Origin of the sequence: Limimaricola sp. (assembly GCF_016125575.1) — a bacterium.
GTDB lineage: Bacteria > Pseudomonadota > Alphaproteobacteria > Rhodobacterales > Rhodobacteraceae > WGLM01.
This window is the reverse complement of the sequence record NZ_WGLM01000005.1, coordinates 745,528-757,971: the sequence shown is the minus strand read 5'-3', so window position 1 is coordinate 757,971 and position 12,444 is coordinate 745,528. Positions and strand designations below refer to the sequence as shown.

The 12,444-nt window shown below is 66.7% G+C and carries 13 protein-coding genes; 6 read left to right on the top strand and 7 right to left on the bottom strand.

Features of this window, described 5'->3' with window-relative positions; translation table 11 throughout:
- Window positions 1-27 precede the first annotated feature (27 nt).
- Window positions 28-171: a DUF2256 domain-containing protein gene (locus GC146_RS15215; protein WP_291840499.1), complete on the top strand. Its 144-nt coding sequence runs from the start codon at window positions 28-30 to the stop codon at window positions 169-171.
- Here the strand turns inward: GC146_RS15215 and GC146_RS15210 are convergent, their stop codons facing one another.
- Genes GC146_RS15210 through GC146_RS15200 form a run of 3 tightly spaced genes read right to left on the bottom strand, consistent with a single transcriptional unit; the run spans window position 172 to window position 1,438 of the window.
- The gene (locus GC146_RS15210) at window positions 172-633 is read right to left on the bottom strand and encodes an SRPBCC domain-containing protein (RefSeq protein WP_291840497.1); all 462 of its coding nucleotides are present in this window, start codon (window positions 631-633) and stop codon (window positions 172-174) included.
- Entirely contained in the window at window positions 633-1,100 is a 468-nt protein-coding gene (locus tag GC146_RS15205; protein WP_291840495.1) for an SRPBCC family protein, read from the bottom strand. The genes GC146_RS15210 and GC146_RS15205 overlap by 1 nt, the downstream gene beginning before the upstream one ends.
- Window positions 1,097-1,438, bottom strand: coding sequence for a metalloregulator ArsR/SmtB family transcription factor (locus tag GC146_RS15200; RefSeq protein ID WP_291840493.1), 342 nt, complete (start codon window positions 1,436-1,438; stop codon window positions 1,097-1,099). The genes GC146_RS15205 and GC146_RS15200 overlap by 4 nt, the downstream gene beginning before the upstream one ends.
- A 133-nt stretch (window positions 1,439-1,571) precedes the next feature.
- On the opposite strand from GC146_RS15200, the gene GC146_RS15195 reads away from it, so the two are divergent.
- From GC146_RS15195 to GC146_RS15175, 5 genes are all read left to right on the top strand, one after another.
- A complete protein-coding gene (locus tag GC146_RS15195) occupies window positions 1,572-3,722 on the top strand; it encodes a malate synthase G (RefSeq protein ID WP_291840490.1) in 2,151 nt (716 codons plus the stop codon).
- Between the two features lie 183 nt (window positions 3,723-3,905).
- The gene (locus tag GC146_RS15190; protein WP_291840488.1) at window positions 3,906-4,679 is read left to right on the top strand and encodes a gamma-glutamyl-gamma-aminobutyrate hydrolase family protein; all 774 of its coding nucleotides are present in this window, start codon (window positions 3,906-3,908) and stop codon (window positions 4,677-4,679) included.
- Between the two features lie 81 nt (window positions 4,680-4,760).
- Window positions 4,761-5,303 (top strand): flavodoxin domain-containing protein, encoded by a 543-nt coding sequence (locus tag GC146_RS15185; RefSeq protein WP_291840485.1) that lies wholly within the window; start codon window positions 4,761-4,763, stop codon window positions 5,301-5,303.
- A 69-nt stretch (window positions 5,304-5,372) separates the two neighbouring features.
- Complete coding sequence (locus GC146_RS15180) at window positions 5,373-5,996, top strand: TMEM175 family protein (RefSeq protein WP_291840482.1); 624 nt, start codon at window positions 5,373-5,375, stop codon at window positions 5,994-5,996.
- Entirely contained in the window at window positions 5,993-6,715 is a 723-nt protein-coding gene (locus GC146_RS15175) for a CPBP family intramembrane glutamic endopeptidase (RefSeq protein ID WP_291840479.1), read from the top strand. Before GC146_RS15180 ends, GC146_RS15175 begins: the two co-directional genes overlap by 4 nt.
- Here GC146_RS15175 and GC146_RS15170 read toward each other — a convergent pair.
- From GC146_RS15170 to kynU, 4 genes are all read right to left on the bottom strand, one after another.
- Window positions 6,681-9,662: a Hint domain-containing protein gene (locus GC146_RS15170; RefSeq protein ID WP_291840476.1), complete on the bottom strand. Its 2,982-nt coding sequence runs from the start codon at window positions 9,660-9,662 to the stop codon at window positions 6,681-6,683. The genes GC146_RS15175 and GC146_RS15170 overlap by 35 nt on opposite strands.
- Window positions 9,663-9,889: 227 nt before the next feature.
- On the bottom strand, window positions 9,890-10,723 hold the full coding sequence (kynA, locus tag GC146_RS15165) for a tryptophan 2,3-dioxygenase (RefSeq protein WP_291840474.1): 834 nt from the start codon (window positions 10,721-10,723) through the stop codon (window positions 9,890-9,892).
- Window positions 10,720-11,211 (bottom strand): GNAT family N-acetyltransferase, encoded by a 492-nt coding sequence (locus tag GC146_RS15160; RefSeq protein ID WP_291840472.1) that lies wholly within the window; start codon window positions 11,209-11,211, stop codon window positions 10,720-10,722. The genes kynA and GC146_RS15160 overlap by 4 nt, the downstream gene beginning before the upstream one ends.
- Window positions 11,208-12,416: a kynureninase gene (gene kynU, locus GC146_RS15155; RefSeq protein ID WP_291840471.1), complete on the bottom strand. Its 1,209-nt coding sequence runs from the start codon at window positions 12,414-12,416 to the stop codon at window positions 11,208-11,210. The genes GC146_RS15160 and kynU overlap by 4 nt, the downstream gene beginning before the upstream one ends.
- Window positions 12,417-12,444: the final 28 nt, after the last annotated feature.

Below are 12,444 nucleotides of genomic sequence, written 5' to 3'. Positions count from 1 at the left end.
GCGGCGCGCGCGCCTACCTGACGGCCCATGCCGAAGATGCGCAAGAAGTCCGAGCTTCCCACCAAGGTCTGCCCAAGATGCGGCAGGCCCTTCGCCTGGCGCAAGGCCTGGGCGAAGGACTGGGACAAGGTGCGCTACTGCTCGGACCGCTGCCGCCGGCAGAAGAGCTGATCATTCGCCCAGTGCGGCGGCGAGCTTGGCCAGCGTGGTCTGGCCCAGTTCGACCGCGTGGTAGCTTTCGGCCTCTTCCTTTTCCGCGACGGAGGGGAACACCATGACCTGCCGCAGGTCCGTGCCGCCGTCGCGCGGGGTCAGAGTGACCGTCACGTCCTTGGGCTCGCCCGAGTCGCCATTGCCGTCCATCAGGAAATGGATGCGGCTGTGCGGGGTCAGTTCAAGGTAGCGGTGCCGGTTGGGAAAGGTCATGCCGTGGCCGATCATATCGAAGATCCACTGGCCGCCCACGCGAATGTCGATCTCGTGGGTGACGCAGTGAAACCCCTCGGGGCCGAACCACCGCGGCAGCACCGCGGGATCGGTCCAGGCCGCCCAGACCCGTTCGGGCGGGGCGGCGAAGTGGCGCGACAGGACCAGCGTGCGGTCATCGGGCGCGGCTGCGGCGGTGCGGCCCATCACATCAGGCTCCCGCGGATATAGTCCTCAAGCTGTTGGGCGACGGTGCCCCAGCCCTGGGAAAAGCCCATCTTCTCATGGGTTTCGGCGCTTTCTCGGGTGCGGTGGCGGGCAATCGCGGTATAGTCGGTGCCCTCGGGGTGATCCTTCAGGAGCAGCGTCGCGGTAAAGCCGAGGCCGGGGTTTTCCACCGGCTGCCAGTCGGCGACCATCATGTCGGTAAAGACAAGCCGTTCGCCTTCGACCGCCTCAAGAACCGCGCCGTCATTGGGGTAATCGGTGCCGTCCACCCGCATCATCGTGAAGAACCGCCCGCCGGCGCGCGGCTCGATGATGGCCTCGGTCACCTCGTGCGGCCGGGGGACGAAGAATTGTTTGATATGGTCGGGATCGGTCCAGCACGCCCAGACCAGTGCGCGCGGCGCCTTCAGGATGCGGTGCAGGACAAGGGTGGTGTCGTCGGTCATCGGTCGTCTCCTTTGGTCAGGGTGGCAAGGTAGGCTTCGAGGCGGTCATGGCGCCCTTCCCACAGCAGGCGCTGCTCGGTCATCCAGTCCCGTGCGGGGGCCAGCGCGCCGGTGATCAGCGTGCAGGTGCGGACGCGGCCGGTCTTGGTCGTCTCGATCAGGCCGCCATCCTCAAGCTTGCGCAGATGCTGCAGGAACGAGGGCAGCGCCATGTCGAAGGGGCGGGCAAGGTCGGTGACGGTGGCGGGCCCGTGCGCCAGCCGGGCAAGGATCGCCCGGCGCGTCGGATCGGCCAGCGACTGGAACAGGGTATCGAGGTCTCCGCTTTGGTTAGCCATGTGCCTAAGTAACAGCGAGTCGGCCGGTCCCGCAAGCAAAAACTTAGGTGCAGGCCTAAGTTTTGGCGTGTTGCCGATCGGAAACTTCTGCACTAATCGACCGTGTGCAATGGTATTCCGGGGAGGGGACGCGATGCGCGAACGGGTCGAGCGGCAGGGGCTTCAGGTAGCGGCAGAGCTTGCGGATTTCATCGAGGGACGGGCGCTGCCGGGCACGGGTGTGGCGCCCGAGGCGTTCTGGACGGGCCTGTCGGCGCTGGTTCATGACCTTGGCCCGAAGAACCGCGCCCTGCTGGAAAAACGCGACGCGATTCAGGCGCAGATCGACGCCTGGCACATCGCGCGGCGCGGCCAGCCGCATGATCCCGACGCCTATGCCGCCTTCCTGCAGGAGATCGGCTACATCGTGCCCGAGGGGCCGGATTTCCAGATCGGGACCGAGAATTGCGATCCCGAGATCGCAACCGTGCCGGGGCCGCAACTGGTGGTGCCGATCACCAATGCACGCTTTGCGCTCAACGCCGCCAATGCCCGCTGGGGCAGCCTTTACGATTCGTTCTACGGCACTGATGCGATGGGCAGCCTGCCGCCCGCCGGCGGCTATGACCGCGGCCGCGGCGCGCGCGTGGTGGCCCGCTCGCGCGTGTTCCTCGACGAGACCTTCCCCATCGCGGGTACCAGCCATGCCGATGTCAGCCGCTACCACGTGCAGAACGGCGCGCTGCTGGCCGATGACCTGCCGCTGATGCAACCAGAAAAATTCGCGGGCTACCGGGGCAATCCCAAGGCGCCCGACGCGGTGCTGCTGGTCAATAACGGCCTGCATGTCGAACTGGTCTTCGACCGCGCCCACCCGATCGGCAGCCGCGATCGCGCGCTGCTGGCCGACGTGCGGCTGGAAAGCGCCATTTCGGCAATCATGGATTGCGAGGATTCGGTCGCCTGCGTGGACGCGCCCGACAAGGTGCTGGCCTATGGCAACTGGCTGGGCCTGATGCGGGGCGACCTCGAGGAAACCTTCGAGAAGGGCGGCCGGACGATGACGCGCCGGCTGTCGCCCGACCGGACCTATACAGCGCCGGACGGTTCGCCCTTCACGCTGAAGGGCCGCGCGCTGATGCTGGTGCGCAACGTTGGCCACCTGATGACCAATCCCGCGATCCTCGACCGGGACGGCAACGAGGCGTTCGAGGGGCTGATGGACGCCGCCATCACCACGCTGATCGCCATGCACGACCTGGCCCGCGGCGACGGCAACAGCCGCAAGGGATCTGTCTACGTCGTCAAGCCCAAGATGCACGGCCCCGAGGAAGTGGCCTTTGCCGTTGAAACCTTCGACCGCGTCGAGGATTTCCTTGGCCTGCCGCGCAACACCGTGAAGCTGGGCGTGATGGACGAAGAGCGGCGCACCTCCGTCAACCTCAAGGAATGCATCCGCGCCGCCAGGGACCGGGTCTGCTTCATCAACACGGGCTTTCTCGACCGGACGGGCGACGAGATTCACACCTCGATGGAGGCCGGCCCGTTCAGCCGCAAGGAGTTCATCAAGCGCAAGGGCTGGATCACCGCCTATGAGAACCAGAACGTCGATATCGGGCTGGAATGCGGGTTCTCGGGCCGCGCGCAGATCGGCAAGGGCATGTGGGCGATGCCCGACATGATGGCCGCGATGCTGGAACAGAAGATCGACCACCCGCGCGCCGGCGCCAACTGCGCCTGGGTGCCCAGCCCCACGGCCGCCACGCTGCACGCGCTGCATTACCACAAGGTAGATGTCTTTGCCGTGCAGGCGCGGCTGAAGGCCGGCGGGCGGCGCGCCTATGTCACGGCGCTGCTCGACATTCCGCTGGCCGCCTATCGCCGCTGGACCGACGCGCAGAAGATCGCCGAGGTCGAGAACAACGCTCAAGGCATCCTTGGCTATGTCGTGCGCTGGATCGAGCAGGGGGTGGGCTGTTCCAAGGTGCCCGACATCCACGACGTGGCGCTGATGGAAGACCGCGCGACCTGCCGCATCTCCAGCCAGGCGCTGGCCAACTGGCTGCACCACGGCGTCGTCAGCGAGGCGCAGGTGATGGAGGCGATGCGCAAGATGGCCGCGGTCGTGGACCGGCAGAACGCGGGCGACCCGGCCTATGTGCCGATGGCCCCCGATTTTGACGGGATCGCCTTTCAGGCGGCTTGCGACCTTGTGTTCAAGGGGCGCGAACAGCCCTCGGGCTATACCGAGCCGGTGCTGCACCGCCGGCGGCTGGAGCTGAAGGCGCGGCTACAGCTGCACTGAAGGGGCCAGAGCGACCAAGACTGCGACGAGGCGACCGGCATTTGCAGCACAAGTGCCGGTGCCTCGGGCCACGCGCCCAAGAATCCGGCATTCGATGCGCGTGAAGGCACCCTGTGCGGTGCCGCACCTTTCCTTGGCCGTCAAACCGCTCTAGGTTTAGCGAAAATCGGCTGGGAGAGCGGCATGTCCCGACCCGTCATTGGCATTGTCGGCAACAGTAATATCCTCAATGAACGTTATCCCGTCCATGCGGCCGGGCAGATCAATTGCGCGGCCATCGCCGAGGTGGCCGAGGGTCTGCCGCTGATCATTCCGGCAGATCCAGCGATGGTGCGGCTGGGCGACCTGCTGGAGGCCTGCGACGGGTTCCTGCTGACCGGCGGGCGGCCGAACGTTCACCCCGAGGAATACGGCGAGCCCGAGACCGAGGCGCACGGCGCTTTCGACCGCGCGCGCGATGCGGTGGCGCTGGGCCTCGTGCGGGCCTGCGTGGAGCGTGGCCAGCCCTTCTTCGGCATCTGCCGCGGGTTTCAGGAGGTCAACGTTGCCATGGGTGGCTCGCTTTACCCCGAGATCCGCGACCTGCCGGGGCGCGACAATCATCGGATGCCGCCCGATGGCACGCTGGAAGAGCAATTCGCGCTGCGCCACATGGTCAGTTTCACTGACGGCGGCGTTTTTCACCGGCTTCTGGGCGCGCGCGAGGTGATGACGAACACCTTGCACGGGCAGGGCATCAAGGAGCCGGGCGCGCGCATCGTCATCGACGGCCATGCGCCTGACGGTACGCCCGAGGCGATCTATGTCCGCGATGCACCCGGATTTGCGCTGTCGGTGCAATGGCATCCCGAATGGAACGCAGCGAACGATCCCGTCTCGCGCCCGCTGTTTCAGGCCTTCGTCGAGGCCGCGCGGGCCTGGGCAGCCGGCATGCGCGGCCTGCGCAAAAGCGCCTGACCCCCCCGGCTTGATCGCCGTCAAAGCGCGCCACGCGGCGGCGTGAGACGGTTTGCGCCGAAACCCAAGCGGGGGCGCGCCATGAAGAACATTGTCATCTATGCCACAACCGACGGGCAGACCCGCAAGATCGCCCGGTTCTGCGCCGATAGGCTGGCCGACCTCGGCGACACGGTCGAGCTGTTGCCCGCGGCGGAGACGGACGACCTCGACCTGACCCGATTCGACGCGGCGATCCTTGCCGGGTCGGTTCATGTGCAGGGGTTCCAGTCGGTGCTGGAGCAGGTCGCGCACAGGCTGGCACCGGGGCTGGCACGGCTGCGCACGCTGTTCCTGTCGGTGTCGCTCAGCGCGGCGGGTGACGATCCGGAAGATTGGGCGGGCTTGCGGGCCTGCGTCGCGGCCTTCGAGGAAAAGACCGGCTGGCATCCCGACCGGACCGAGCATGTCGCCGGCGCATTCCGCTTTACCCGCTACGATGTGCTGCGCGGCTGGGCGATGCGCTGGATCGCGGCGCAAAAGGGGCAGGCGATAGACCCCCATGCCGACCGCGAATATACCGACTGGGCGGCGCTGGCCCGGCTGATGCAGGACTGGCGCGATCCGCCGCGCCGGGTCGATTGACGCGGCCAATTCCGCCGGGCTACTTCTGATCGGCAAGAGGCGTCAGCATCTGCGATCTGGGGACAGGGCATGACCGGAGATTACCGGTTTTCGACCGAACGTCTGGTTTATTTCAGCGACGCCGTCGTCGCCATTACGATCACGCTTCTGGTGCTGGACATCCGGCTGCCCGAGGGCGTGGGTGACATGACTGATACGCAGCTCTGGGCCGCGTTGTTGGACCTTGGCCCGGCCTTTCGCGCCTACCTGATCAGCTTTGCCGTGATCGGGTCGTTCTGGATCAGCCATCACCGCAAGTTCGCCGCCATCGCTGCCGCCGATGGCCGGCTGATCGTGCTGAACCTGTTGTTCCTGCTGATGATCGGCGCGATGCCCTTCGCGACATCGCTGATCGCGGAAAATCCCGGCCCGCTGGCCACCGCGCTATACGCCGGGGCGCTGACCGCGGGGGCGCTGATGATCGCCGCGATCTGGGTCTATGCCCGCGCCGCCGGGCTGACCCGGGCGGACCTGCCGCCGCGGCGCTGGCGGGCCAGCCTTTTCGCCTCGCTGGCGGTGGCGGCAGTGTTCGCGCTGTCGGTGCCGGTGGCGCTGATCTGGCCCGACCCGGCCAAGCTGATGTGGATCCTTGCCATGCCGCCGGCGCTGCTGTCGCGCCTCGGCGGTGGACCGGTTTCGGGCGAGCCGGGATGAGCGCGCGGGGGCAGGCCGCAGCTGGGGCGGCGGCGATCGTCGCGGGCTGGGCGGGGTTGACGCTGGCGGTCTACTACGCCGTGGCGGCGATCATGCCGGGCTGGGATTACGCCCGTGTCTCCACCGTCACGCTTGTCGTGCTGGCGCTGGTGCTGGTGGTCTGGCTGGGCCGCGACGACGGCTGGCGGCGTTGCGGCTTTGCCGATGGCCTGCGCGCGAGCGATGCGGGGCTGGTCGGGTTGGCCGCGCTGATCGCGCTGGCGCCGCTGGCCGCGGGAGTGAGATGGCCCGGCGCGGCCGACCTTGCCGTGATGATCGTGGGCTACGCGCTGACGGGCTTTGTCGAAGAGGCGCTGTTCCGCGGCCTGCTGATCGAGCGGTTGAGGCCACGGGGCGCGCGCTTTGCCGTGGTGGTGTCGGCGGTGCTTTTCGGCCTGCTGCACCTCGTCAACATCGCGTTTCGCGGGCAGGTCGCGCCGATCCTTGCGCAGATGGTGGGCGTGGCTTGTTTCGGCATCGGCTACGGCGCGCTGCGGCTGCGGATCGGCACGATCTGGCCGCTGATCGTGCTGCACATGCTGACCGATCTCTGCCTGCACCTTGGCCGCTGGCCGGTGATCCCGGTGGCGGTGGTGCAGGACACGCTGCTGCTGATCCTTGGCCTGTGGCTGATGCGGGCCGGGGTCAGCCGCGGATCAGCCCCGCCTCGCGCGCCTTGAGCGCGCGCCGTGCCGTGGCGCCATAGCTTTCGGGCGCGCTGCGCAGGGCCGGGAACAGCGTGAACAATTCCTCGCGCGCGGCGTCACCGACTGCCGACAGGCCGATATGGCCGGGATGAAAGCTCTCGCTCGGGGCGCCCTCGGCATAGATGATCTCGTGCTCGTCGAACATGACGTGGATATAGGTCACGCTGCCGCCGGCCTCGACGGTGACGGAGGTGCCGTCGACGAGGTGCTTGGCCGCGACCAGCACCTCGGACGTGCCAAAAAGCAGTTCCGCGCGATAGCCGGTGAACAGCATCCGGTGCTGGGGCGAGACCAGCAGGTCCGTCTCCAGCCCCGACACTACACCGGGACGCAGGCGGATCGGCGCGAAACGGTCCAGCGCGGGCACGGTCCGCGCGCCGACCCAGCGCACCGGGCGCAGCCCGTGATCGCGCGTGACCACAAGGTCGCCCACCTTCAGCGTCTCGACCGGGCGCGCGCCTTGCGGCGTCGCGATCCGTGTGCCGGGCGTGAAGCAGATGATGTTCTCGATCTCGTGGAAGACGAGCGTATTGCCGTTGCCCAGATCGACGATGCCGGATTCGTGGTCGGGAGAGGTGTAGGTGATGTGCGAAGCGAATCCGTCGAGCGCGCCGAGTTTCAGCGTGTCGCCCCCGGTTTCCGTCGTCTCTCCACCCCAGACTTCGATCGTGGTGTTGCTGACGGCATCGGGGCCCTGCCAGAGGAAAGTATCGTCGCCGCTGCCGCCGAACGCCTGATCGCCGGTGCCCACGGTGATGCTGTCGTTGCCCGCGTCGCCCGACAACAGGTCGCCGCCTGCGCCGCCGTCGATGACATCGTTGCCGGTGCCACCGTACAAGGTGTCACTGCCACCCATGCCCATCAGCGTGTCGTTGCCGCCACCGCCGTAGAAGATGTTGGTATAGATGTCGCCCGTGGTGCCCTGGCCGTCATAACCGGTCAGCGTGTCGTCGTAGTTCGAGCCGATCAGACCGTCGATGCCGTTCAGCGTGTCGCCCTGCGCGTCGCCGCCCGAGGCGGTGCCCGCGCCAAGGTCGATATTCACAGCGGCGCCCGAGGTGCTGTAATCGGCATAGTCCATGCCTTGGCCGCCGTTGAGCACGTCAGCCCCGGCGCCGCCTTGCAGCGTGTCATTGCCGGTGCCGCCAAGCAGCGTGTCGTCGCCAGACCCGCCGATCAGGCTGTCGTCGCCCGCGCCGCCATCGACCGAAACGCCGGCCGTCGCAGCCGAACCGTCAAAGGTATCGGCCTGATTGGTGAGGTTGAAGCCTTCGATCTGGGAAAAGCTGCCGCTGGTTGCGGCGGTGGTCGAACCATAGGTGCCGGCTTCGTTCCCCGTCAGGGATACGTTGACGCCGCCGGTCGCGGTTGTCGAAAAGTCGATGACGTCGTTGTCGATGCCGGTCTCACCGCCGACGATGGTGTCGTTCTCGGCCGAGGCATCGACGACGAAAGTATCGTTGTCGGCCCCACCATAAAGCATGTTGTCGCCGGCATTGCCGGCGATCGTGTCCGCGCCAGCACCGCCGAAAAGCGTGTCGTTGCCTGTGCCGCCCGACAGGCTGTCATTGCCGTCGCCGCCGTAGAGCGTGTCGTTGTCAGCGCCGCCGTCAATCGTGTCGTTGCCGCCGTCGCCGTAGATCAGGTCGTTGCCAGCGCCGCCGTCAATGCTGTCATTGCCGTCGACGGCCGCCTGCGTGTTGAAGCTGACGTCGGTAACGTAAAGATACTGGTTGCCGGAACCGCCGTTGTCGTAATCGATCTGGATCGAGTGAACCGGGCCGTCGACATTGACCAGAACGGACCCGTTGGCATCGTTGGGGTTGTCGCCGCCGGGCCCGGCGGTCACGGTGCCGCCGCTGACGCTGTCGTTGCCCGAGGCCACCATGGTGACCGCGTTGGGAATCAGGTTGCCCGCGGCGTCGTAGGCGCGGACGGTGACGATGTCCTGAAAAGTGCCGGTGTCGATATCGTTGAGGCGGAACGACACGCCCGAGACGGTACTGGCAAGGCCGGAATCGGCAGTTGGATCGAAGGTCAGCGTGCTGGTCGAGGTATTGCCACCGCCATAGCCCTGAATCCACAGGCCCGAATTGGTCGCGGTCGGCTCGCCCGGGCCGACATATTCGGTGGTGTTCGTGATATAGGCGGCCGTCCCGTTGCCATCGTCCTGATAGCTGTAGGTGACGTTCATTCCGCCGGTGTTCTGGGTGAAACCGCTGGTCACGTTGGTCCAGTTGCCCTCAAGGCTCCACTGGAGGGTTTCCGTTCCTGTCGTCGGTGCGGTAGCGTTGTCGCCGTGGATCACGTCGTCGCCGGCACCCCCGTCGATCACGTCGTTGCCGCCGCCACCGATCAGCGTGTCAGCACCACCGCCACCGTAAAGCGTGTCATTGCCTGCATCGCCATAAAGCGTGTCACTGCCCGCACCGCCGTCGAGCGTGTCGTCGCCGGCGCCGCCGTAAAGCAGGTCGGCCCCGTCGCCGCCCGACAGGCTGTCGGCGCCATCGCCGCCATAGAGGATGTCGCTTCCCGCGCCGCCTAGCAGCGTATCGGTTCCAGCGCCGCCATCGAGCGTGTCATCGCCGGTGCCGCCATCGAGGATATCGTTGCCGGTGCCTCCGAAAAGCGTGTCGTTGCCGTCCTCGCCGTAGAGGGTATCGTTGCCGGCATCGCCCGACAGCCAGTCGTTGCCGACGCCGCCATAGAGCGTGTCGTTGTCGTCGCCGCCGTAAAGGACGTCGTTGTCCATGCCGCCGAACAGCACGTCGTTGCCGGCAAAGCCGTAAAGCGTGTCGTTGCCCGTGCCCCGCGCGGGGTCGGTGTTGTTGCCGCCATAGATGTAGTTGTCGAGGTAGTTGCCGAAGAGCGTGTCGTCCTTCGCTCCACCTGTGATGGTGACTGACGGCCCCTTCGCCATTGCCCCTGCCTCGACTGTCTTGCGGACCCGTGGGCCGCGTTACACCGTGCAGGGCCTTCAAATATCGCCGTGCACATTCCACCTGCGCATGGGGATAGTCCTCAGGAGGGGCGGCAATTTGATGCAAGTTGGATGGATTGGGGCATTTCCCGGCCAAATGCGGCAGGGCGCCGTGGTTTGTGGCGAAACTGCAGCCACCGCCGCGGCGGCGACACAATTGGCCGCGCTCAGAGCGTGGTGCGCAGGTGCCAGAGTTCAGGGAAAAGTTCGACCTCGAGCATCCGGCGCAAATAGCTGACGCCGCCAGTGCCGCCGGTGCCGCGCTTGAACCCGATCACGCGCTCTACCGTGGTGACGTGGTTGAAGCGCCAACGGCGGAAATAGTCTTCGAAATCAACGAGTTTTTCGGCCAGTTCGTAAAGCTCCCAATGCGTGGTCGGGTCCTTGTAGACCACGCTCCACGCCGCCATCACGCCGTGATCAGCGGCATAGGGCTGGGACACGTCACGGTCCAGCACCGCCTGCGGCACGGGCACGGCGCGCGCCAGCAGCCGCAGCGCCGCGTCGTAAAGCGAAGGTTGCGCAAGTTCGGCGCGCAGGGCGGCCGTCAGGTCCGCGCGGTGGGCGTGTGGCTTCAGCATCGCCGCATTGCGGTTGCCCAGCATGTATTCGCACATCCGGTACTGGTGCGACTGAAAGCCCGAGGATTGCCCCAGCGCCGCGCGAAACGTGGTGTAATCGCTGGGTGTCATCGTGCGCAGCACGTCCCAGGCATTGTTGAGTTGCTCGAAGATCCGCGCCACCCGCGCCAACATCTTGAAAGCGGGGCGCAGGTCGCCCGCCAGCAGCAGGCGCCGTGCCGCAGCCATCTCGTGAATGGCCAGCCGCATCCACAACTCCGAGGTCTGGTGCTGGACGATGAACAGCATCTCGTCATGCGCGTCCGACAGCGGGTGCTGTGCCGTCAGGATCGCGTCCAGTCGCAGGTAATCGGTATAGGACATGCGCCCGTCGAACGACATCTGGGCGCCGTGTTTCTCGGGATCGGGCAGGTCTGTCATGGCAGGTCCAGTTTAAGCGGATAGTCTATCGGTTCTGCATCGGTCGTGGGGATCGGGTGGCCCTCCAGCGGTGGTGGGGCAGGGTCATCAACCCAACCGCGGCGGCGCAGGAAGCGGTGGAACATGCGGCTGGCCCAGACGGTGAGGTGTGTCATGCCCTCGGCCCGCGCATGGGCGAGCGTCATCTCGTAAAGCCGGGCGGCAAGGCCGCTACCTCGCCGCTCTGGGAGGACGAAAGCCATGTTGAGATAGCCCGACTCCTCGAGCATGAAGAACCCGGTGATCTGGCCGTCCTCGTCTGCCACCAGCGTATGATGGCGCAGGAGCCATGGCGCGTAACCCTCTGGAATCTCTGCTGAAGGGGCCCAGTCATGCAGCTGCTCGGCAGTATAATGCCCTGCCGCGCCTTCGTGGACCGCGCGCTGGAAAACCTGCCATACGGCGGGGGCATCGTCGGCCCGCACCGGCCGGATGGTGGCAGCGGTCATGTCACGCGCGACCGGCGGCGGTATTCGGGCCGGTCCCACAGCTTTTGCGCCATCACCTCGGCGATGATGGCTACCGCGGCGTCCACGTCGCCCTCGTCGATGTAAAGCGGCGTGAAACCGAAGCGCATGATGTCGGGCGCGCGGAAATCGCCGATGACGCCGCGCGCGATCAGCGCCTGCATCGCCGCGTAGCCGTCGGCGAAGCGGAACGAGACCTGGCTGCCGCGTTGGCCCGCGTCGCGCGGGCTGGCCAGCGTCAGCATCGGGCAGGCGGCCTCGATGCCCGCGATGAAGCGGTCGGTGAGGGCGATGGAGGCCGCCCGGATCTCGGCCATCGTCGTCATGTCCCAGATGTCGAGCGCGCATTCCAGCGCCGCCAGCGCCAGAACCGGGGGCGTGCCCACGCGCATCCGCTCGATCCCCGCGCCGGGGCGATAGGACGGATCGAAGGCAAAGGGCGCCTCGTGCCCCAGCCAGCCCGAGAGGGCGGGCGCGGCGGTTTCGGCATGGCGGGGGGCCACGTAGATGAAAGCTGGCGAGCCGGGGCCGCCGTTGAGATACTTGTAGGTGCAGCCCACCGCGAAATCGGCATTGCTGCCCGACAGGTCGACCGGGACCGCGCCCGCCGAATGGGCGAGGTCCCAGACTGTCAGCGCGCCCACCTGATGCGCCTTGGAGATCAAGTGCGGCATGTCGTGCATCCGCCCGGTGCGGTAATCGACCTCGGTGATCATCATCACCGCGACCTCTTCCGTCAGTGCCTCTTCCACCTCTTCGGGGGCGACGACGCGCAACTCGTAGCCCTTGTCGAGAAACCCGATCAGCCCTTCGGCCATGTAGAGGTCGGAGGGGAAGTTGCCGTTGTCCGACAGGATCACTCGCCGCTCGGGCACCATCTTCAGCGCAGCGGCAAGGGCCTGGTAGACCTTGATCGACAGCGTGTCGCCCAGCACCACGTGGCCGGGTTCCGCCCCGATCAGACGACCGATGCGGTCGGCCATGCTGACGGGCTGGGCCATCCAGCCCGCCCCGTCGCGCCCGCCCCGGTTCCAGCCGGTGATCAGCATCTCGCCCCATTCGTCCTGCATCGCCTGTGTCATGCGCGCGGGGGCCGCCTTGGGCAGCGGGCCAAGGCTGTTGCCGTCAAGGTAGATCACCCCTTCGGGCATATGGAAGAGTGCCTTGGTCCGGGCAAAATCGGTCATATGGTCTTGGTCCTTCGTCTGGGGGCTG

What these genes read in the sequence shown, in the direction of transcription:
- GC146_RS15215 (WP_291840499.1), top strand. Translation starts at nt 28, where the DNA reads ATGCCGAAGATGCGCAAGAAGTCCGAGCTTCCCACCAAGGTCTGCCCA.
- GC146_RS15210 (WP_291840497.1), bottom strand. Translation starts at nt 633, where the DNA reads ATGGGCCGCACCGCCGCAGCCGCGCCCGATGACCGCACGCTGGTCCTG.
- GC146_RS15205 (WP_291840495.1), bottom strand. Translation starts at nt 1,100, where the DNA reads ATGACCGACGACACCACCCTTGTCCTGCACCGCATCCTGAAGGCGCCG.
- GC146_RS15200 (WP_291840493.1), bottom strand. Translation starts at nt 1,438, where the DNA reads ATGGCTAACCAAAGCGGAGACCTCGATACCCTGTTCCAGTCGCTGGCC.
- GC146_RS15195 (WP_291840490.1), top strand. Translation starts at nt 1,572, where the DNA reads ATGCGCGAACGGGTCGAGCGGCAGGGGCTTCAGGTAGCGGCAGAGCTT.
- GC146_RS15190 (WP_291840488.1), top strand. Translation starts at nt 3,906, where the DNA reads ATGTCCCGACCCGTCATTGGCATTGTCGGCAACAGTAATATCCTCAAT.
- GC146_RS15185 (WP_291840485.1), top strand. Translation starts at nt 4,761, where the DNA reads ATGAAGAACATTGTCATCTATGCCACAACCGACGGGCAGACCCGCAAG.
- GC146_RS15180 (WP_291840482.1), top strand. Translation starts at nt 5,373, where the DNA reads ATGACCGGAGATTACCGGTTTTCGACCGAACGTCTGGTTTATTTCAGC.
- GC146_RS15175 (WP_291840479.1), top strand. Translation starts at nt 5,993, where the DNA reads ATGAGCGCGCGGGGGCAGGCCGCAGCTGGGGCGGCGGCGATCGTCGCG.
- GC146_RS15170 (WP_291840476.1), bottom strand. Translation starts at nt 9,662, where the DNA reads ATGGCGAAGGGGCCGTCAGTCACCATCACAGGTGGAGCGAAGGACGAC.
- kynA (WP_291840474.1), bottom strand. Translation starts at nt 10,723, where the DNA reads ATGACAGACCTGCCCGATCCCGAGAAACACGGCGCCCAGATGTCGTTC.
- GC146_RS15160 (WP_291840472.1), bottom strand. Translation starts at nt 11,211, where the DNA reads ATGACCGCTGCCACCATCCGGCCGGTGCGGGCCGACGATGCCCCCGCC.
- kynU (WP_291840471.1), bottom strand. Translation starts at nt 12,416, where the DNA reads ATGACCGATTTTGCCCGGACCAAGGCACTCTTCCATATGCCCGAAGGG.